The sequence below is a fragment of the Halegenticoccus soli genome (assembly GCF_002844195.1).
Lineage (GTDB): Archaea > Halobacteriota > Halobacteria > Halobacteriales > Haloferacaceae > Halegenticoccus > Halegenticoccus soli.
On sequence record NZ_PEND01000004.1, the window covers coordinates 219,815 to 236,909 of the forward strand.

Below are 17,095 nucleotides of genomic sequence, written 5' to 3' on the forward strand. Positions count from 1 at the left end.
GCCTGACGTTTCGCCTCAGCGCCCGCCGGGCCGCGCTCGACGCGCGTAGCGGCGGTGGACCGCCGCGGACGCGGCCAGGACGGCGGCCAGGAGAGCGGCGTACGCGAGGTCGGGAAGCAGCGTGAACGGGTGGACGTCCGCCCAGACGGCGGTGACGAGCGCGACGGAGACGCCGGCGAGTCCGAGGTAGTAGTCGCACCACGGGGGGTCGGTTCCGTCGACGACTTCGAGGTGCGCCTCGAAGTCGGGGGTGCGGTCGGTCGGCCTGATTCCGTCCCACGACCGCTCGCTCGTGATCGCGCCCGCCTCGGACAGCTTCGGGAGGTGCGTCTGGTGGAGCGACGTGTAGACGCGCTTTCGCTGCCTGTACGTCACCTCCTCGGGGGCGACGCCGTTCTCCCAGGCCGCGATCTGCTCGGTGAGTTCGCGGATGGTGAGCGGGGCCTCCCGTTCGTGCAAGATCTGGAGCACGTAGCGACGTCGCTCGTTGGCCAGCGTCGAAAACACCGCGTCGCGCGAGCACGCCACCCTCGGGTCCTCCCCCGCCGGCGCGTCCTGTATCGCCAGACTCATGCCGTCGTGTCAGTTCGGCCATCTATATTTATGAGCTGATTTATCAGTCGAACCGCCGATTAACCGCGGGCGTCGCCGGGGGTAACGTCTCCAGAGGCCGCCCGCTCCGACCGGGGCGGCCGCCGCGACGTCGGCGAAACGCGCGCTTTCGAAGCGGCGTTCGGCGGGAGCGTCACTTCCCCAGCGAGCGGCCGTCGGGGCCGTCGACGCCCGACCGGCGGTCGGCCGCCACCGCGTCGGCCACGGCGCCCACCACGCCGTTCGTCCGGACGACCGTCGCGCGGTCCCGCAGGCGCGCGTACGCCGTCTCCCCGGCGGTTCCGGCGTAGTTCCGCTCCGCGAACGGCCGCTCCTCGACGAGCACGAGCGCGTCGCTCGCGGCGGCCGCCTCGAGGTTCGCGAGGTTTCCGTCCCCGACTTCGACGTCGGCGACGAGCGTCACGTCCGCCGCGTCGACGCGCTCGCGAACCGCCGCTCGGGCCGTCGGATCGACCGGGGCGAACGGGGGTACGGTGACCGCGTCGATCCCCAGTTGGCGGGCCGTCTCGGTGTCGGAGTCGCCCTCGTTGAGCGCGCCGACGGACACGTCGTACCCGGCCGCGGAGAGCAGATACAGGTACCGCGCGGCGCTCCCGCCGCCGCCGATCACGTGGACGCGCCCCTCGGCCCCGCCGGTCCGCTCGGGGAGCGCGGTGACGTACACGGCCCCCGTCACCGGGTGGCGCGAGACGACGGCGTTCGCGTCGAATGCGCGCTTCAGCGCCGTCTCGGTGAGCACGTCCTCCGGCGGTCCGGATGCGAGCGCCGCCCCGTCGCTCAGGAGGAGGAGCTCGTCGCAGTAGTGCGCCGCCAGGTTCAGGTCGTGGATCGCCGCGAGCACCGTCTTCCCGTCGGCGACGAGCTCCCGGACCAGCTCGAACGTCCGGATCTGGTGGTTGATGTCGAGGCTGGCCGTCGGCTCGTCGAGCAGGAGCACCGGCGCGTCCTGCGCGAGCGCCCGCGCGAGGAGCACCCGCTGTCGCTCCCCGCCGCTGATCTCGGTGATGGCGCGGTCGGCGAGTTCGGCCACCTCCGTCCGCGCCATCGCCGCCTCGACGGCGGTCTCGTCCCCCTCGGTCCACCGACCGAACCGCGAGAGGTACGGCGTCCGCCCCATGGCGACCGTCTCGCGCACGTCGAACGCGAACGAGAGGTTCGTGTCCTGCGGCACCGTCGCCACCAGCCGACTCGCCTCCTTCGACGGGAGCGCGTATATCCGCTCGCCCGCGACCGTCACGGTCCCGCGGTCGGGCGTCAGCGCGCCGGTGATCGTCCTGAGCAGCGTGGTCTTGCCCGCCCCGTTCGGGCCGATGAGCCCGACGAACCAGCCGCGGTCGACGCTCGCGTTCACGTCGCGGAGCGCCTCGACGCCGCCGAGGTCGACGGTCACGCCGTCGACGACGAGCGTCGGGTCGTCCCCCGCGCCCTCCGCGCTCCCCGTCCGCCCCTCGGCCGACCCGACGGCGGGACGGCGTCCCGCCCCGATCCGCCGCCGGAACGCGCCTCGCCGTCCGGTCACAGGGCGTGCACCTCCCGCCGGCGGAGCAGGTACAGGAAGAAGGGCGCGCCGAGCGCGGCCGTGACGATGCCGACGGGGACCTCCGCGGCCCCCGACCGAGCGATCGTGTCCGTCGCCACGAGGAACGACGCGCCGGCGAGCGCGCTCGTCGGCAGGAGTACCCGGTGGTCCGGGCCGACGAGCAGGCGCATGATGTGGGGGACGACGAGGCCGACGAAGCCGATGACGCCCGAGACGGCGACCGCGGCCGCGGTGATGACGCTCGCGGTCGCGAGCAGGATCCGCTTGGTCCGCTCGACCTCGATGCCGAGGCTGTGGGCGTCCTCCTCGCCGAGCAGGAGGACGTTCAGGTCGCGGGCGTAAAACAGCAGCACGAAAAAGAGCGGCGGGACGAGAATGCCCGCCGTCGTCACCTCGTCCCACGACGCCGCGCTCAGGTGGCCCATCAGCCAGTGGACCACCGTCCGGATGCTCTCGCCGCTGCGCAGGAGCATGAACGAGATGACCGCGCCGAGGAACGTCTGCACCGCGACCCCCGCGAGAAGCAGCGTCGCCACGGGCGTCCGCCCGTTCTCGGTGGCGATTAGGTACACGCCGAAGGCGGCGACGAGCGCGCCGACGAACGCCGCCCCGTGGAGCCCGAGCCCGAACGGGATCGCGACGGGCGCGACGATGGCCGCGACGGCCCCGACGGCCGCGCCGGAGGAGACGCCGATGATCGAGGGGTCCGCCATCGGGTTCCTGAAGAAGCCCTGCATCACGACGCCCGCGGCGGCGAGCGAAAAGCCGACGATCGCCCCGAGGGCGATGCGCGGCAGCCGGATTCGCGCGACGATCGTCGCGTGGGTGTCCTCGACCGCGAAGGAGAACGGGTGAACGAAGCCCACGGTCGGGACGGGTACCCGGAGCCCGCCGGCCAGGGGGACGCCCCGGGGCGCGACGCCGACGGACGCGGGGACCGCGACGCCGTTCAGGAGCACCTTCGCGACCGTGTCGGGCGCGATGCTGACCGGGCCGACGCCGGCGCTCACGAGGACGACGAGCGCCAGCGCGCCCGTCAAGCCGACCGACCACGTCGCCGTCCGGGCGGCCGTTCGCATGGTGAGAAACCCGACTTGCATTAGGTAAATACTTATTGGGTTAGTGCGCTCTCCTCAAGCGATGCGAACGAAGTTCACCGTACTGACGGTGCTCCTGGTCGCGCTGTCCGCGGTCGCCGCGACCCCCCTCGCGGCGGGCGCGACACAGCAGAGCGGGGCGCAGTGTTCGTTCCCCGTCAGCGTCACCGACGCGACGGGGACCGAGGTGACGCTGGACGAAAAGCCCCAGCGGGTGACGACGCTCATGCCGAGCGCGACCCAGATCATGTGGGAGATCGGCGGAAAGGAGCAGGTCGTCGGCGTCGGCCTCCCCGAGTACAGCACCTACCTCGACGGCGTCGAGTCGCGGACGAACGTCTCCGCCGAGGGGATGGGCGTCAGCGTCGAGAAGATCGTCGGCACCGACCCCGACCTCGTGCTCGCGCCGAGCGGCACCCCCCAGGAAACCGTCGAGGCGCTCCGGGAGGCCGGCCTGACGGTCTACGTGTACAGCGACACGACCTCCGTCGAGGACGTGAAGCGCGACACGACCGTCACCGGGAAGCTCACGGGCAACTGTGAGGGGGCCGCGGAGGCGAACGCCTGGATGGTGGCGAACGTCGACGCCGCGGCGAACGCGACCGCCGACGCCGAGCGTCCGCGCGTGATCTACCCGCTCGGCGGCGGCTACGTCGCCGGCGGCGAGACGTTCATCGACAGCGTGATCTCGGCGTCCGGCGGCACCAACGTCGTCGCCGAGGCCGGCCTCACGGGCTACCCGCAGTTGAACGACGAGAAGGTGATCGAACTCGAACCCGAGGTGATCGTCGTCTCCGACTACCCCGGCCCGTCGGTCGTCCGGTCGGAACCGTACGCCAGCACGCCCGCGGGCGAGAACAACCGGACCGTGACGGTCGACAGGAACTGGATTAACCAGCCGGCCCCCCGGAGCGTCGTCTACGCCACGCGGAACCTGACCGCCGGGCTGCACCCCGAAGCGGCCGAGAGCGCCGACTTCGTCGCCAAGTCAGAGATCCGAGCCGAGGCGAACGCCTCGGCGGACGGCGGAACCGGGAGCGACGGCGGACAGTCGGCCACGGACGCCTCCGGCGACGCGAACGCCGACGCTGACGCCGACGCCGAGGGCGAGACAGGCGCACAGCTCCCCGGGTTCGGCGTTCCCGCCGCGGTCGCCGCGCTCCTCGCCAGCGCGCTCCTCGCCCGCCGCCGTCGGTAACGACGACCGGATCGAAGCGAGTCGAGCGGTTTCCGTTTTCCGCCGCTCCGCCGCCGGAGGATCACAACCGTATTACGGGCGGCCCGCGCCGTTTCGGACATGGTCGAGAACGTGATCTACCCCGCGTACATCGACGCGGCGAAGACCCGGTCGGAGGGGCGACGGGTGCCCATGAAGGACGCCGTCGAGGACCCGACGGTCGACGAGATCGCGCGGGCGGTCCAGCAGGTCGGCTACGACGCGGTCGTCGAGCGGGACAAGGCCTACTCCCGGGAGTGGGGGGCGCGCGGGCGCGTCCTCGTGCGGGGGGCGGACGACGCGAGCAAGAACGACCTCGTGCAGGCCGTGGCCGCCTACGTCCGGATCCTCCGCGACTGATGCGCCGCGTCGGAACGGTCTCGAAGACCGCCCAGGGGCTGGCCGTCGTCCGCGCCGCCGACGGTTCGCACCCCGACATCGGGACGCCCGTCGTCGACGAGTCGCTCTCCCGCGTCGGCCGCGTGGTCGACGTGTTCGGCCCGGTCGAGCGCCCGTACCTCGCCGTCTCCCCCGACGACGGCGTCCGACCGATCGACCTCCTCGGTTCGAAGCTGTACGCGCGGTAGCGCGATCGGTCAGTTTCGCTCGGTTCCCGTCCCACCCGATCCCCGTTTCGCTCGGGTCTCGTTTCGCTCGCACCCCGTCTCGCCGCGCCGAGCGCCGCACAACACAAGTGCAAAGCCGCCCCCGCCGGTACGGCCGGTATGGACGCTCGCGCGTACCGCGGCGGCGCGTTCGCCGCGTTGATCTTCCTTCTCGTGCAGCTGGGCGCGCTCGCGCTCGTGCCGACGTTCTTCGACCAGGGGTACCAGACGGTCGAGGACCCGTCGGACCCGACGAACAGCCTCCTCTACGTCGGCGCGATACTCGTCGCGACGGCGGTCATGCTCGCGGCGTTCAAATACGAACTCGACCGCGCGATCCGCGGGTTCATCGTCTTCACGAGCGGTCTGCTCTCGTGGTACGTCTTCGGCGCGATCGTCCCCGACCCCTTCCTCGCGCTGGCGCTGGCCGCAGGCGTCGCGCTCGCGCTCCTCGCGTACCCCGAGTGGTACGTCATCGACACCGCCGGGGTGCTCATGGGGGCGGGAGCGGCGGGGCTTTTCGGCATCAGCTTCGGGCTCCTCCCCGCGGTGCTCCTGCTCGCGGTGCTCGCCGCGTACGACGCGATCAGCGTCTACGGGACGAAACACATGCTCAGCCTCGCCTCCGGCGTGATGGACCTCCGGGTCCCGGTCGTGCTCGTCATCCCGCTTTCGCTCTCGTACTCGCTCCTCGACGACGACTTCTCCGCGGTCGGAGGCCTCGACGGGGGGAACGGGAAGGACGGGGAAGACGGAAACGGGGGGGAGAGCGAACCCGGACGGGGCGACCGCACGGAGGGGGCCGAGGCGCCTCCGGTCGAGCGCGACGCGTTCTTCATCGGCCTCGGGGACGCCGTGATGCCCGCCGTGATGGTGGCGAGCGCGGCCTTCTTCTCGCCGGCCGAGCCGCTCGGCGTCCCGGCGCTCGCGGCGCTTAACCTCCCGGCGCTGCTGTCGATGGTCGGCACGTTCGTCGGCCTCGCGGTCCTCCTCCGGATGGTGATGGAGGGGCGCGCCCACGCCGGCCTCCCGCTTTTGAACGGCGGCGCCATCGCCGGCTACCTCCTCGGCTCCGCGCTCGCCGGCGTGCCGATCGCGCGGGCGCTCGGCCTCGCGCCGTACCTCTAGTTCACGTCCCCGTTCCCGCGCCGCACCGCTAGTCCCCGCCCGCGCCCTCGCGGACCATCACGGCCATCCCCGCCTGAAAGTCGCACATGGCGTCGGCGGAGAGTTCGGCCCGGCCGACGCCGAGGAGGTCGCCGCGCTCGTGGACGACGGCCACCTCGTCGCCCGGGCGGATCTCGGGGTCGACGCCGCCGACGAACTTCGCGAAGACGTTCTTCCCGTCGCGGACGAACGGCTCGCTCTCGTCGCCGACGACGACCCGGTTCGCGGGCGCCGCGAGGGCGTCGACGAGCCGGCGCCCGCCCGCCAGCCCGAGGGTGAACCGCCCGTCGACGGCGTACGTGACGAGCCGGTCGTCGCCCGCGCGGACCTGCCGCGGTCGGCCGCTCGTCGATCGCGTCACCGTCAGGGAATCGGACTCCGTCGGCGGGAACAGCGCCGCCCCGGCGCCGGCGCCGAACTGGTAGTCAGCGACCGTCCGGAGGTCGCCGAGGGCTTCCGCGTCGCTCATACCGCGGCATCGCCGGCGGTGCGGGAAAGCGCTTCGATGGCGGCCGGCGCGCGAGGCCGCCTCCGTGAGGAGCTCCCACAGCGCCGGCCGGAACAACTCGGCGCGCGTCGCGTACCGTTTCGAAACCGCTTATCAGTGAGGCGTTCGACGTGTCGATATGTCCGCGATCGGGTCCCTGCGAACCGCCGTCGGAGCGCTCCTCGGAAGCCCCGTCCTGTTTCTCGCCGCGCTCGTCTACGGGCTGGTCGTGCTCCCGCAGAACGCCCTCTCGCTGGTCGGCGTCCCCCTCCTTCCGCAGCTGATCCAGGTCCTGACGTTCTTCGTCACGCCCTTCCTCCTGGCGGGGATCGTCGGCATGGCCGCTGAGGCGATCGAGGACGGCGACACCCGCCTCGGAACGCTCGTCGGCGTCGGGAAGTCGCGGTACCTCACGATGCTCCTGGGGAAGCTCGCGGAGACGGCTATCTTCGTGGTCTTCTTCATCCTGGCCTTCTTCGGCGTCCTCTTCGCCGTCATCGGCGCGGGCGTCGGAGGGGGCTTCGCCGCCGGTAACGCCGGCCCGGCGGCCCTGCTGCCGCTCCTGGCCGTCGTCGCGCTCGTCGTGATCCCGTTCCTCCTCGTGACGTTCTTCATCCAGTTTTTCCCGGTCGCCATCGTCGTCGAGGAGGCGGGCGCGGTCGAGAGCTTCAAGCGGAGCTACGCGGTCGTCCGGAACAACCTCCTGAGCGCGCTCGGCTACTCCGTCGTCTCCCTGGCCGTCTCGCTCCTGCTCGGCGCGCCGCTCGGCGGGTACGTCCTGTTCCGGTCGCTGGGAGCGTCCGGTCCGGGGATGGACGCGACCACCGGCGCGCCGGGCGCGGCACCGGTTCCGGATCCGACGTCCGTAGCGACGCCCTTCTCGCCGCCGGAGATCGCCGGCGTCGCGGCGCTCTCGCTGGCGCTGACGACGGTGCTGTTCGCGTTCCGGAACGCCTACGCGGTCGCCTTTTTCGCTGAGCACCGAACGGCGAGGGCGGCGACGCCGACGGAACCGGCGGCGGACGCCGACGCCGATCGGAGCGGCGTCGATCCGCGGTAGAACGGCCCTCCCGCGGTGGTGCCGCTTTCCCGGGGTCGAGCCGCCCTCCGTCCTAGAGGAGGAACGTGTCCTCCCGTTCGGACATGTCGACGAACGAGTCGGCCGCCTCGATGAGCTCCTCGGCGGTCGAGCTCCTGAACGCGACGACCTCGACCCTGACGCCCTCGTGGCGGAGGTGCGAGCACAGCCGGGAGAAGTCCCCGTCGCCCGTACAGAGGACGATCGTGTCCACGTGGTTCGCGAGGGTGACCGCGTCGAGGCTCATCCCGACGTCCCAGTCGGCCTTCTTCGAGCCGTCGTTGAACGTCTTTATGTCCTTTATCTTCGTCTCGAAGCCGATGTCGACGAGCGCCTCGAAGAAGCGCTCCTCGTCGGGCGCGTCCGCGCGGATGACGTAGGCGATGGCGCGGGTGAGTTCGCGGTTCTGGACGCTCTTTTCGAGGAGGGACGAGTAGTCGATGTTCCGCGAGTAGACGCTCTGTGCCGTGTGATAGAGGTTCTGCGCGTCGGCGAGCACCGCGACGCGCTGGTTCGGGTGAATATCGGTCATTCGCTTGTCTCTCCCAGACCGCCCGACACGTATAGATTCTTCGTCCGGGCGTCCGAATCCGATCGCCTTGGGTCCCGCCGAGACCGATCGGCGTCAGCTGGCAGAGGTGTGACCGGAAGGGGACGCACGCTCCGGGACCCGGCGGCTCACGAGAGCGAAGCTTCCCTAACACCACGAGAACAGGTCGCCGAAGCACTTCTCAGGAGTGCCGCTGGGGCGGGACATCCGCGATCGCCGTAATCCGAACGCCGTCCGCGAACGGGTAACTCTTTTACCGCCCGACCGAACCCGTCGCACATGGTTTCACTGGGACTCGTGGTGTCGCGCTTCAACGCGTCCGTCACGGAGGAGATGGAGGAGGCTGCCCGGGAGGCGGCCGCCGACCGGGGGGCGGAGATCGTCGAGGCGATCCGCGTCCCCGGGTCGTACGACGCGCCCCTCGCGGCGGACCGCCTCGCGCGCCGGCGCGACGTCGAGGCCGTCGCCGTCGTCGGCGCGATCGTCACCGGCGACACCGACCACGACCGCGTCATCGCCGACGCGGCGGCGCGGGCGCTCACGCGGGTCAGCCTGGAGCGCGACAAGCCCGTCACGTTCGGCGTGAGCGGGCCGGGGATGAGCGGCGCGGAGGCCCGAGAGCGCGTCGGCAAAGGAGCGGAAGCGGTAAACGCCGCGATCGAGATGGTGGAGGTACTGGCATGAGCGACGAGTTTGCGTTTGACTTCGCGGCGCGCGTCGGCCGGGTCGAGCCGAGCGCGACGCTGGCGATCAGCAACCTGGCGAGCGAACTGGAGGCCGAAGGCGAGGACGTCGTCGACCTCTCGGTCGGCGAACCGGACTTCCCGACGCCCGAGAACGTGATCGACGCGGCGAAGGCGTCGATGGACGCGGGCGACACCGGCTACGCGCCGTCGAACGGCGTCCCCGAACTCAGGGAGGCCATCGTCGAGAAGCTGGCGGCCGACGGCATCGACTGCGGGCCCGAGAACGTCATCGTCACGCCGGGCGCGAAGCAGGCGCTCTACGAGACGGTGCAGACCCTCATCGACGAGGGCGACGAGGTCGTCCTCCTCGACCCGGCGTGGGTCTCCTACGAGGCGATGGCGAAGCTCGCGGGCGGCAGCCTGAACCGGGTCGACCTCGCGCCGCGCGACTTCCAGCTGGAGCCCGCCCTCGACGACCTCGCCGAGGCGGTTTCGGACGAGACCGAGCTGCTGATCGTCAACTCCCCGAGTAACCCGACCGGCGCGGTCTACTCGGAGGCGGCGATGGAGGGCGTCCGCGACCTCGCGGTCGAGCACGACTTCACGGTCATCTCGGACGAGATCTACGACGAGATCACCTACGGGACCGAGCAGACCAGCCTCGCGTCGCTCGACGGCATGGGCGACAGGACCGTGACGATAAACGGGTTCTCGAAGGCGTACTCGATGACCGGCTGGCGGCTCGGCTACCTCTGCGCCCCGGAGGAGCTCGTCTCGCAGGCGGGCAAGCTCCACTCGCACTCGGTCTCCTGTGCGGTCAACTTCGTCCAGCACGCGGGCGTCGAGGCCCTCCGGAACACCGACACCGCGGTCGACCAGATGGTCGAGGCCTTCCGCGAGCGCCGCGACATGCTGGTCGACCGGCTCGGCGAGCGCGGCGTCGACGTGGCGGTCCCCGACGGCGCGTTCTACATGATGCTCCCCGTCGGCGAGGGCGGCGCGAGCGACGGCGGATCGCGGGGCGACGACCAGGCGTGGTGCGAGGGCGCGCTCCAGGACGCGAAGGTCGCGACCGTCCCCGGCAGCGCCTTCGGCGCGCCCGGCTACGCCCGCGTCTCCTACGCGGCGAGCAAGGAGCGCCTGGAGGAGGCCGTCGACCGCCTCGCCGAGCACGGCTACCTGTAGCCCTCGCCGCACCGTCCGCGTAGCTTTACGTCCACGGACCGAGTACGGCGTCGCATGCCGACCCGCGACGACGTGCGTTTTCTCGCCGACTCGCCCGACCGGTTCCGCCTGCTCGCCCGCCTCCGCGAGCGGCCGGGGTCGCCGCGGGACCTCGCCGAGGACCTGTCCGTCTCCCGGCGGACCGTCCAGCGAAACCTCTCGGAACTCGGCGAGCGCGGCTGGGCCGAGCGCGGCGACGGCGGGTACTCCCTCACGACGACCGGCCGGCTCGTCGCGGAGGAGCACGCGTCGTACGTCGAGGCGCTCGACCTCCTCGCCGAGTTCGACCCGCTCTACCGACACCTGCCCGACCGTGACCACGCGCCCGACCCGCAGTGGCTCCGCGACGCGACGCTCGTCGTCGCGGAGCCCGACAACCCGCAGGCGCCGGTCCACCACTACGTCACGGCGCTGCGGTCGTTCGAGACGCGGACGATCCGGATGATCTCCCCGGTGTTGAGCCGGCTGTTTCACGACGCCCACGCCGACCTGGCGCTGCGAGGGGTGCACACCGAACTCGTGATGTCAGCGACCACAATCGAGCGCGCCCGCTCTCTCAACCCGGCGGAGTTCGACGCGGTGGTGAGCGCGGGCGTGCTCGACCTGTACCGGTATCCCGACGGCGTCGACTTCGGGCTCACGCTCGGGGACCGACGGGCGCTCGTCGGCGCCTACGACCGCGACGGTCAGCTCCGGGCGTGTCTCGACGCGACGGCCGACGAGGTGCTGTCGTGGGCGGAAACGCTGTTCGAGCGGTACCGGTCCGGCGCCGCGCGGGTCGACCCGCCGATCCCGCTGCCGTTCGGGCGCAGCCGCGACTAATCGGCCGCCGCCTTTCGGCGCTCTCGGCTCCCCCGCCGACGCTTCTGAACTCCCTCGCCGACGCTCCCGAACGCCTTCCGACGCCCCCGGACGCTTTCCGACACCCCCGGACGCTTTCCGACACCCCCGGACAGTTCCCGTCGCCCGCGTCACGGCCTGTCGCGGCCGCCACGGGGTGGCGTAAAGCGCCCCGCCGACGTTTCTCCGTCCATGAACGTGCTGATCGTCGGCGGGACCGGTTTCGTCGGAACGGCGTTGACCGAGGCGCTGGTCGCCCGCGGCCACGACGCGGCCGTCCTCTCGCGCGATCCGGCCGACGCCGACCTGCCCGCTGACGTCGAGCGGGTCGCGGGCGACGTCACCGACTACGACTCGATCGCGGGCGCGTTCGACGGCCGGGACGCCGTCGTCAACCTCGTCGCGCTCTCGCCGCTTTTCACTCCCCCCGGCGGTGAGGCGACGCACCGCCGCGTCCACGTCGGCGGCACCGAGAACGTCGCGCGCGCGGCCGAGGCGCACGGCGTTCGGAAACTCGTTCAACTGAGCGCGCTCGGGGCCGACCCCGACGGCCCGACGGCGTACATTCGGGCCAAGGGCGAGGCCGAGCGGGTGGTGCGCGACTCCGACCTCGACTGGGTGGTCGTCAGGCCGTCGGTGGTCTTCGGCGACGGCGGCGAGTTCCTCTCGTTCGCGCGGACGCTCACCACGCCGTACTTGACGGCGTTGCCCGGCGGCGGGAAGACCCGCTTTCAACCGATCTGGATCGGCGACCTCGCGCCGATCCTGGCGGACGCGGCGGAGGACGACCGGCACGTCGGTCGGACGTACGAGATCGGCGGCCCGGAGGTGCTGACTCTCGCCGACGTCGCCCGCCAGATCTATCGGGCGGAGGGGAAACCCCTCGTCGTGCTCCCGGTTCCGATGGCCCTCGCCCGCGTCGGGCTGACAGTGGGCGGTTCCCTCCCCGGCTTCCCGATGGGACCCGACCAGTACCGCTCGCTCCGCTTCGACAACACCGTCGCGGACAACGGCGCGGAGGCGTTCGGCCGAGAGCCGGCCGACCTGCGAACGCTGTCGGCGTACCTCTCGGAGGTGCGAGAGCGGTGAGTCGCGGCGGGTCCGCGTCGGCCTGGACGTCGCGGTCGACGCTCGTCGCGTTCGGGTACCTCGCGCTCGCCTGGCGGCTCCCGGAGGTCGTCGACATCTACGCCTCGTTCGCGTACCGGCTCCTGTTCCTGCCGCCGTACCTGGTGGCGTCGCTGGTCTACGACAGCGCGTGGGGCCTGGAGAACGTCGCCTACGCGGTCGGCGGGCTCGTCCCGATCGACGGCGGGGTGCTGTGGGAGATCGGACTCCTCGCCGCGTACTACCTCTTCGCCGTGACCGCGACGTGGCTCGGTCGTCGCCTGGAGTCGGCGGTTCGCCCGCTGAAACGCCGGCCGAAGCGGATCGACCAGAGGTCCGAACGGTGACGCTCCGATACACGGTCGCCGCGGCGTTCCTGCTCGCGGGCGCGCTGCTCGCGCTCTCCGCCGCCGCGACGGAGCCGACCGTCACGACGGTCACCTGCGAGGACGGAGACGCGAAGGACCCGCGGGCCGCGCCCATCGCGTCCTCTTCGGGAGACTGTACGAGGACGGTGACGCCCGACGCCGAGCAGCGTCGGCACGTCGCCGGCCTCGGCGTCGGGTGCGCGCTGATCGGCGTCGCAATCGTTCTCCTTGACGCGTACCGGGGCCGAATGCGAGGCTAGAGTCGGGGCCGGCGGCGCTTCGATCCAGCAGTTATCCCGCTGGGCGACGTACGTCCCGGCGTGGACGGCAGCTCAGACCTCACCGAACTGGCGCTCGAGTACGTCCGCCGGTTCGGGTACCTCGCGATCTTCGTCTTCTCCTTCCTCGAAACGTCGATGCTGTTTCCGTTTCTGCCGAGCGAGGTCGTCGTCCCCTTCGCCGCCGCGGTGCTCGTCGACGGCCCCGCCTCGTTCGCCGCGTTCGTGCTCGCCGCGTCGCTCGGCGCGACCGCCGGCAGCCTGTTCGCGTACTACGTCGTCGGCCGGGGCGGATACCGGGCGATCGACGACTACGGGGGGGTGCTCCAGGTGTCGGCGCGGGACCTCGACAGGGGGCGTCGGTGGTTCCGGCGGTGGGGCGAAAGCTCGGTCCTCTGGGGTCGGCTGCTGCCCGTGCTCCGCTCCGTCATCTCCATCCCCGCGGGGTTCGCGGGGATGTCCCCCCGAAAGTTCGCTGCGTACTCGTTCGTCGGGAGCGCGCTGTTCAACGCGACCGTCGCCGCCGCCGTCTACTACGGCAAACGACAGCCCGCGTACGACGTCGCCGTCTCGTTGGCGGTCGACGCGCTCCGGCGGGGTGCGGACTACGCCGCGGCCCGCCCGCTGCTGATCGCGGCGGGGGTCGTCGCGGTCGCGGGGGTCGCCGCCCTCCTGATCGTCCGCCGCCGGAACGACCCGCGGGGCGAGACTGACTGATCCGCACGCGCGACCCACCGGGGCGCGGCCGCGTGGTGGCCCGCTCGTTCGACCACGCCGACCGTCACTCCCGGATCTCCCCGTCGACGATGTCGACTGTCCGGTCGGCGAACTCGCTCACCCGGGGGTCGTGCGTCACCGCGACGACCGCGACGTCGTCCTCGGCCCTGATTCGGGAAAACTCCTCCAGCACCCGCCGCCCCGTCTCCCGGTCGAGGTTCCCCGTCGGCTCGTCCGCGAGGAGGAGCCGGGGGGCGTTGATCAGCGCGCGCGCGACGGCGACCCGCTGTTTCTGCCCGCCGGAGAGCTGATCCGGGCGGTGGTCGAGGCGGTCCCCGAGCCCGACCCTGCGGAGGAGGGCGCAGGCGCGCTCGCCCGCGCCGGGGTCGTCGCCGAACAGCGTCGGCACCTCGACGTTCTCGACGGCGGTGAGCGTCGGGATGAGGGAGAAGTCCTGGAAGACGAAGCCGATGGAGCGCTTCCGCTCGCGGGTCTGCTCCGCGTCGGTGAGCCCGGTCACGTCCCGCCCGTCGAGGAGGACGGCCCCCTCGCTCGGGGCGTCGAGCAGGCCGAGGACGTGCAGCATCGTCGACTTGCCGCTCCCGCTCGGCCCCATGACGGCGACGAACTCACCGGGCTCGACGGCGAAGTCCACGCCCCGTAGGGCTTCGAGCACCTCGCTTCCGGTTTCGTAGCGCTTCGTCACCCCCCGGAGTTCGGCGATGGCCATTGCGACGCGCCGCGTAGGCGCCTCGCGGGAATATACCTGCCGTCGGGGCGGGTACGACGGTCGATCGTTCGGAAGATTCGCGGCGACGTTCAGGCTCGACCCACATTCGTCCCGCGGCGAGATTTTTTAACCGATGACGACGACAGAACGGGACAATGCACGTCCGGGACCTCCCGCTGTCCGGCGAGGTCGTCGCCCACTACGAGGCGAAAGGGATCGGGGAGCTGTACCCGCCGCAGGTCGCGGCCGTCGAGGCCGGCGTCGCCGACGGCGGCCGGCTCGTCGCGGCCGTCCCGACCGCCAGCGGGAAGACGTTCGTCGCCGAGCTCGCCATGCTCACCGCCGACGGACCCGGGCTGTACATCGTTCCGCTCCGCGCGCTCGCCCGCGAGAAGTACGAGACGTTCTCGGCGCTCCCGGGGGTGAGCGTCGGCATCTCGGCGGGCGATTACGACTCGCCCGCCGAGGAGCTGGGCGACCACGACATCGTCGTCGCCACGAGCGAGAAGGTCGACTCGGCGATCAGAAACGGTGCCGAGTGGGTGTCGGACCTCGCCTGCGTCGTCGTCGACGAGGTCCACCTCCTCGGCGCGGAGGGCCGCGGGCCGACGCTCGAAGTGACGCTCGCCAACCTCCAGCGGCGCGCGCCGGGCGTCCAGATCGTCGCGCTCTCGGCCACCGTCGACAACCCGGAGGACATCGCCGACTGGCTGGACGCAGAACTCGTGCGAACGCGGTGGCGCCCGGTCGACCTCCGGACCGGGGTCTACGCCGACGGGTCGGTCGAGTTCGACGACGGGACGACGCTGGCCGTCGACGTCGACGAGAGGGAGATCCCGCCGAGCGCCGACGCGGACACCGAGGCGACGGCCGCGCTCGTCGCCGGCGCGGTGGAGGCGGGCGGACAGTGCCTCGCGTTCGTCCGCTCGCGCCGCGAGGCGGAGTCGCTCGCCGAGCGACTCGCCCGGGACGACCTCGGATCCGCCGAGGCGGTCGCGGACGACATCGAGAGCGTGGACGGGACGGAGACCGGGCGGCGACTGGCCGACTGCGCCCGCTCCGGCGTGGCGTTCCACCACGCGGGCCTCCGGAGCGAGCACCGCGCGACCGTCGAGGCGGCGTTCCGCGGGCGCGGCCTCGCGGTCATCTGCGCGACGCCGACGCTCGCCGCGGGCGTGAACGTCCCGGCCCGCCGCGTCGTCATCCGCGACCAGAAGCGCTACACCGGATCGGAGATGGAGTTCCTCCCCGTCCTCGAGGTCCACCAGATGTGCGGCCGCGCCGGACGCCCGCACCTCGATCCGTACGGGGAGGCGGTGCTCGTGGGCGACGAACGGACGAGGGACGAACTCGTCGAACGCTACGTGCGCGCCGACCCGGAGGCGGTCGAGTCGAAACTCGCGGACGAGTCGGCGCTGCGGACGCACGTCCTCTCCATCGTCGCCACCGGCTTCGCCGACTCGTTCGAGGGCGTCCTCGACGTGCTCTCCGCGACGTTCTACGCCCACCAGACGCCCGAGGGGGACCTCTCGGGCATCGTCGACTCCGTCGTCGACGAGCTCGTCGACATGGGGATGATCACGACCGAACACAGCCTCGCGGCGACGGAGCTGGGCGCGCAGGTGTCGAAGCAGTACGTGACGCCCGAGTCGGGGGCGCACATCGTCGACGGGCTCCTGGCCGCCGACGCGATGGAGCGCGCGACGGAGCTCACGGTGCTCGAAGTCGTCTGCGGCGCCCCGGACATGCAGGACACGTACCTCGGAAACCGCGAGCGGGCGGCGATCTACCGCTTCGCACGGTCGCACGCCGGAGAGTTCACGACCGCGATGGGCGAAGCGGAGGACTTCGAGCGGTGGCTCGAGACGGTGAAGACGGCTCGCATCCTCCACGAGTGGTGCGAGGGGGCGGACATCGAGCGCATCGTGGAGCGGTACCGGATCGGCCCGGGCGATCTCGAATCGCGCGTCGAGCGGGCGGAGTGGCTGCTCGGGGCGGCGGACGCGCTCGCGGAGCTACTCGACCTGTCGCTCCCGGAGATCGGGTCGGTCCGGGCGCGGCTGTGATCTCATCTCTAATTCGTGAGAAAAAGATATTTTATCCAACAGTCTATTACTGAAAACGAAACGGGGGTGAACGCCGCCGGGTCGATCTCTCGGACCCGCGACCGGTACGCGTCGCACCGGCACCTACGTAGGACACGAACGATGGCACACCAACTGACGGACGCGATCGGCGAGACAGCGCACGTCGAACAGCCCTCCCTGGCGCCGGGAGACGCTTTCGACGCGTTGGGCAACGACAGGCGGCGGTGCGCGGTCTCCGTCCTGGCCGACGAGCGAGGAACGCTCGCCGTCTCCGAGCTGGCGACCGCCGTCGCGGCCGCGGAGGCCGACGCCGTGCCCCCGCCGAACCAGACGTACAAGAGCGTCTACGCGTCCCTCCGCCAGACGCACCTGCCGAAGCTCGAGAGCCTCTCCGTCATCGAGTACGACCCGGACGCCGGAACCGTCGCCCCCGGACCGCAGCTCGACGGTATCGCCTCGTACTTTCCGGACTCTGCCGACCGGTCGAGCGACCGGAACTGGTTTTCGCTCTTCGTCGCCGCGCTCTCTCTCGCCGCCATCACGAGCGGGTACCTGGGCCCCAGTTCGCTCCGCCTCGTCTCGGATCTCTTCGTCGCGATCGGACTGCTCTTCATCATCGGATACGCCGCCTCGGGCCGCCGCTGACGCCCGACCGACTCTCGCGGAGGGGGGACCGGAATTGGGATATCTCGGGCGACGAGCCGTC

20 protein-coding genes are annotated in these 17,095 nt (G+C 71.5%); 14 read left to right on the forward strand and 6 right to left on the reverse strand.

The features are described 5' to 3' along the window. Nucleotides 1-15: 15 nt before the first annotated feature. From CNO20_RS12285 to btuC, 3 genes are all read right to left on the reverse strand, one after another. Nucleotides 16-573, reverse strand: coding sequence for a DUF7344 domain-containing protein (locus CNO20_RS12285; protein WP_101296417.1), 558 nt, complete (start codon nucleotides 571-573; stop codon nucleotides 16-18). Nucleotides 574-745: 172 nt separating this feature from the next. Continuing rightward, complete coding sequence (locus CNO20_RS12290) at nucleotides 746-2,098, reverse strand: ATP-binding cassette domain-containing protein (RefSeq protein WP_101296735.1); 1,353 nt, start codon at nucleotides 2,096-2,098, stop codon at nucleotides 746-748. A 29-nt stretch (nucleotides 2,099-2,127) separates the two neighbouring features. Beyond that, entirely contained in the window at nucleotides 2,128-3,231 is a 1,104-nt protein-coding gene (gene btuC / locus CNO20_RS12295) for a vitamin B12 ABC transporter permease BtuC (protein WP_101296418.1), read from the reverse strand. A 61-nt stretch (nucleotides 3,232-3,292) separates the two neighbouring features. Here btuC and CNO20_RS12300 point away from each other — a divergent pair, with 61 nt between their 5' ends. The 4 genes from CNO20_RS12300 (at nucleotide 3,293) to CNO20_RS12315 (ending at nucleotide 6,198) form a co-directional block, all read left to right on the forward strand. After that, nucleotides 3,293-4,447: a PGF-CTERM-anchored ABC transporter substrate-binding protein gene (locus CNO20_RS12300; protein ID WP_101296419.1), complete on the forward strand. Its 1,155-nt coding sequence runs from the start codon at nucleotides 3,293-3,295 to the stop codon at nucleotides 4,445-4,447. A gap of 99 nt (nucleotides 4,448-4,546) precedes the next feature. Beyond that, a complete protein-coding gene (gene srp19, locus CNO20_RS12305; protein ID WP_101296420.1) occupies nucleotides 4,547-4,825 on the forward strand; it encodes a signal recognition particle subunit SRP19 in 279 nt (92 codons plus the stop codon). Then, a complete protein-coding gene (locus tag CNO20_RS12310) occupies nucleotides 4,825-5,052 on the forward strand; it encodes an H/ACA ribonucleoprotein complex subunit GAR1 (protein WP_101296421.1) in 228 nt (75 codons plus the stop codon). Before srp19 ends, CNO20_RS12310 begins: the two co-directional genes overlap by 1 nt. Before the next feature lie 138 nt (nucleotides 5,053-5,190). Further along, complete coding sequence (locus CNO20_RS12315) at nucleotides 5,191-6,198, forward strand: presenilin family intramembrane aspartyl protease PSH (RefSeq protein ID WP_101296422.1); 1,008 nt, start codon at nucleotides 5,191-5,193, stop codon at nucleotides 6,196-6,198. A 28-nt stretch (nucleotides 6,199-6,226) separates the two neighbouring features. Here the strand turns inward: CNO20_RS12315 and CNO20_RS12320 are convergent, their stop codons facing one another. Then, nucleotides 6,227-6,706 carry a PUA domain-containing protein gene (locus CNO20_RS12320; RefSeq protein ID WP_101296423.1) on the reverse strand — a complete coding sequence of 160 codons (480 nt, stop codon included), beginning with the start codon at nucleotides 6,704-6,706 and terminating at the stop codon, nucleotides 6,227-6,229. Between the two features lie 157 nt (nucleotides 6,707-6,863). On the opposite strand from CNO20_RS12320, the gene CNO20_RS12325 reads away from it, so the two are divergent. Continuing rightward, nucleotides 6,864-7,784, forward strand: a complete 921-nt coding sequence (locus CNO20_RS12325) for a DUF7847 domain-containing protein (protein ID WP_101296424.1) — start codon at nucleotides 6,864-6,866, stop codon at nucleotides 7,782-7,784. Nucleotides 7,785-7,836: 52 nt separating this feature from the next. On the opposite strand, the gene CNO20_RS12330 is transcribed toward CNO20_RS12325, so the two are convergent. Continuing rightward, on the reverse strand, nucleotides 7,837-8,334 hold the full coding sequence (locus tag CNO20_RS12330) for a LabA-like NYN domain-containing protein (protein ID WP_101296425.1): 498 nt from the start codon (nucleotides 8,332-8,334) through the stop codon (nucleotides 7,837-7,839). Nucleotides 8,335-8,631: 297 nt separating this feature from the next. Here CNO20_RS12330 and ribH point away from each other — a divergent pair, with 297 nt between their 5' ends. The 7 genes from ribH to CNO20_RS12365 all read left to right on the forward strand — a co-directional run bounded on the left by ribH (nucleotide 8,632) and on the right by CNO20_RS12365 (nucleotide 13,572). After that, nucleotides 8,632-9,036 (forward strand): 6,7-dimethyl-8-ribityllumazine synthase, encoded by a 405-nt coding sequence (gene ribH / locus CNO20_RS12335; protein WP_101296426.1) that lies wholly within the window; start codon nucleotides 8,632-8,634, stop codon nucleotides 9,034-9,036. Next, a complete protein-coding gene (locus tag CNO20_RS12340; protein WP_101296427.1) occupies nucleotides 9,033-10,223 on the forward strand; it encodes a pyridoxal phosphate-dependent aminotransferase in 1,191 nt (396 codons plus the stop codon). The genes ribH and CNO20_RS12340 overlap by 4 nt, the downstream gene beginning before the upstream one ends. Nucleotides 10,224-10,277: 54 nt before the next feature. After that, nucleotides 10,278-11,084, forward strand: a complete 807-nt coding sequence (locus CNO20_RS12345; protein WP_101296428.1) for a helix-turn-helix transcriptional regulator — start codon at nucleotides 10,278-10,280, stop codon at nucleotides 11,082-11,084. Between the two features lie 210 nt (nucleotides 11,085-11,294). Continuing rightward, nucleotides 11,295-12,191: a complex I NDUFA9 subunit family protein gene (locus CNO20_RS12350; protein WP_101296429.1), complete on the forward strand. Its 897-nt coding sequence runs from the start codon at nucleotides 11,295-11,297 to the stop codon at nucleotides 12,189-12,191. Then, entirely contained in the window at nucleotides 12,188-12,556 is a 369-nt protein-coding gene (locus tag CNO20_RS12355; protein WP_101296430.1) for a hypothetical protein, read from the forward strand. Before CNO20_RS12350 ends, CNO20_RS12355 begins: the two co-directional genes overlap by 4 nt. Continuing rightward, nucleotides 12,553-12,837: a hypothetical protein gene (locus CNO20_RS12360; RefSeq protein ID WP_101296431.1), complete on the forward strand. Its 285-nt coding sequence runs from the start codon at nucleotides 12,553-12,555 to the stop codon at nucleotides 12,835-12,837. The genes CNO20_RS12355 and CNO20_RS12360 overlap by 4 nt, the downstream gene beginning before the upstream one ends. 60 nt (nucleotides 12,838-12,897) lie before the next feature. Continuing rightward, entirely contained in the window at nucleotides 12,898-13,572 is a 675-nt protein-coding gene (locus tag CNO20_RS12365; RefSeq protein WP_199174839.1) for a DedA family protein, read from the forward strand. A 64-nt stretch (nucleotides 13,573-13,636) separates the two neighbouring features. Here CNO20_RS12365 and CNO20_RS12370 read toward each other — a convergent pair whose 3' ends face one another. Beyond that, complete coding sequence (locus tag CNO20_RS12370; protein ID WP_101296433.1) at nucleotides 13,637-14,302, reverse strand: ABC transporter ATP-binding protein; 666 nt, start codon at nucleotides 14,300-14,302, stop codon at nucleotides 13,637-13,639. A gap of 155 nt (nucleotides 14,303-14,457) precedes the next feature. Between CNO20_RS12370 and CNO20_RS12375 the strand changes: the two genes are divergently transcribed. Both CNO20_RS12375 and CNO20_RS12380 read left to right on the forward strand, forming a co-directional pair. Beyond that, nucleotides 14,458-16,368 carry a DEAD/DEAH box helicase gene (locus CNO20_RS12375; RefSeq protein ID WP_101296434.1) on the forward strand — a complete coding sequence of 637 codons (1,911 nt, stop codon included), beginning with the start codon at nucleotides 14,458-14,460 and terminating at the stop codon, nucleotides 16,366-16,368. Between the two features lie 141 nt (nucleotides 16,369-16,509). Then, a complete protein-coding gene (locus CNO20_RS12380) occupies nucleotides 16,510-17,034 on the forward strand; it encodes a DUF7344 domain-containing protein (protein WP_101296435.1) in 525 nt (174 codons plus the stop codon). The last annotated feature ends 61 nt before the right edge of the window (nucleotides 17,035-17,095 follow it).

Excerpts from the sequence above, each read along its gene's own strand:
- CNO20_RS12285 (WP_101296417.1), bottom strand. The coding sequence starts at position 573 with ATGAGTCTGGCGATACAGGACGCGCCGGCGGGGGAGGACCCGAGGGTG.
- btuC (WP_101296418.1), bottom strand. The coding sequence starts at position 3,231 with ATGCGAACGGCCGCCCGGACGGCGACGTGGTCGGTCGGCTTGACGGGC.
- CNO20_RS12300 (WP_101296419.1), top strand. The coding sequence starts at position 3,293 with ATGCGAACGAAGTTCACCGTACTGACGGTGCTCCTGGTCGCGCTGTCC.
- srp19 (WP_101296420.1), top strand. The coding sequence starts at position 4,547 with ATGGTCGAGAACGTGATCTACCCCGCGTACATCGACGCGGCGAAGACC.
- CNO20_RS12310 (WP_101296421.1), top strand. The coding sequence starts at position 4,825 with ATGCGCCGCGTCGGAACGGTCTCGAAGACCGCCCAGGGGCTGGCCGTC.
- CNO20_RS12315 (WP_101296422.1), top strand. The coding sequence starts at position 5,191 with ATGGACGCTCGCGCGTACCGCGGCGGCGCGTTCGCCGCGTTGATCTTC.
- CNO20_RS12320 (WP_101296423.1), bottom strand. The coding sequence starts at position 6,706 with ATGAGCGACGCGGAAGCCCTCGGCGACCTCCGGACGGTCGCTGACTAC.
- CNO20_RS12325 (WP_101296424.1), top strand. The coding sequence starts at position 6,864 with ATGTCCGCGATCGGGTCCCTGCGAACCGCCGTCGGAGCGCTCCTCGGA.
- CNO20_RS12330 (WP_101296425.1), bottom strand. The coding sequence starts at position 8,334 with ATGACCGATATTCACCCGAACCAGCGCGTCGCGGTGCTCGCCGACGCG.
- ribH (WP_101296426.1), top strand. The coding sequence starts at position 8,632 with ATGGTTTCACTGGGACTCGTGGTGTCGCGCTTCAACGCGTCCGTCACG.
- CNO20_RS12340 (WP_101296427.1), top strand. The coding sequence starts at position 9,033 with ATGAGCGACGAGTTTGCGTTTGACTTCGCGGCGCGCGTCGGCCGGGTC.
- CNO20_RS12345 (WP_101296428.1), top strand. The coding sequence starts at position 10,278 with ATGCCGACCCGCGACGACGTGCGTTTTCTCGCCGACTCGCCCGACCGG.
- CNO20_RS12350 (WP_101296429.1), top strand. The coding sequence starts at position 11,295 with ATGAACGTGCTGATCGTCGGCGGGACCGGTTTCGTCGGAACGGCGTTG.
- CNO20_RS12370 (WP_101296433.1), bottom strand. The coding sequence starts at position 14,302 with ATGGCCATCGCCGAACTCCGGGGGGTGACGAAGCGCTACGAAACCGGA.
- CNO20_RS12375 (WP_101296434.1), top strand. The coding sequence starts at position 14,458 with ATGCACGTCCGGGACCTCCCGCTGTCCGGCGAGGTCGTCGCCCACTAC.
- CNO20_RS12380 (WP_101296435.1), top strand. The coding sequence starts at position 16,510 with ATGGCACACCAACTGACGGACGCGATCGGCGAGACAGCGCACGTCGAA.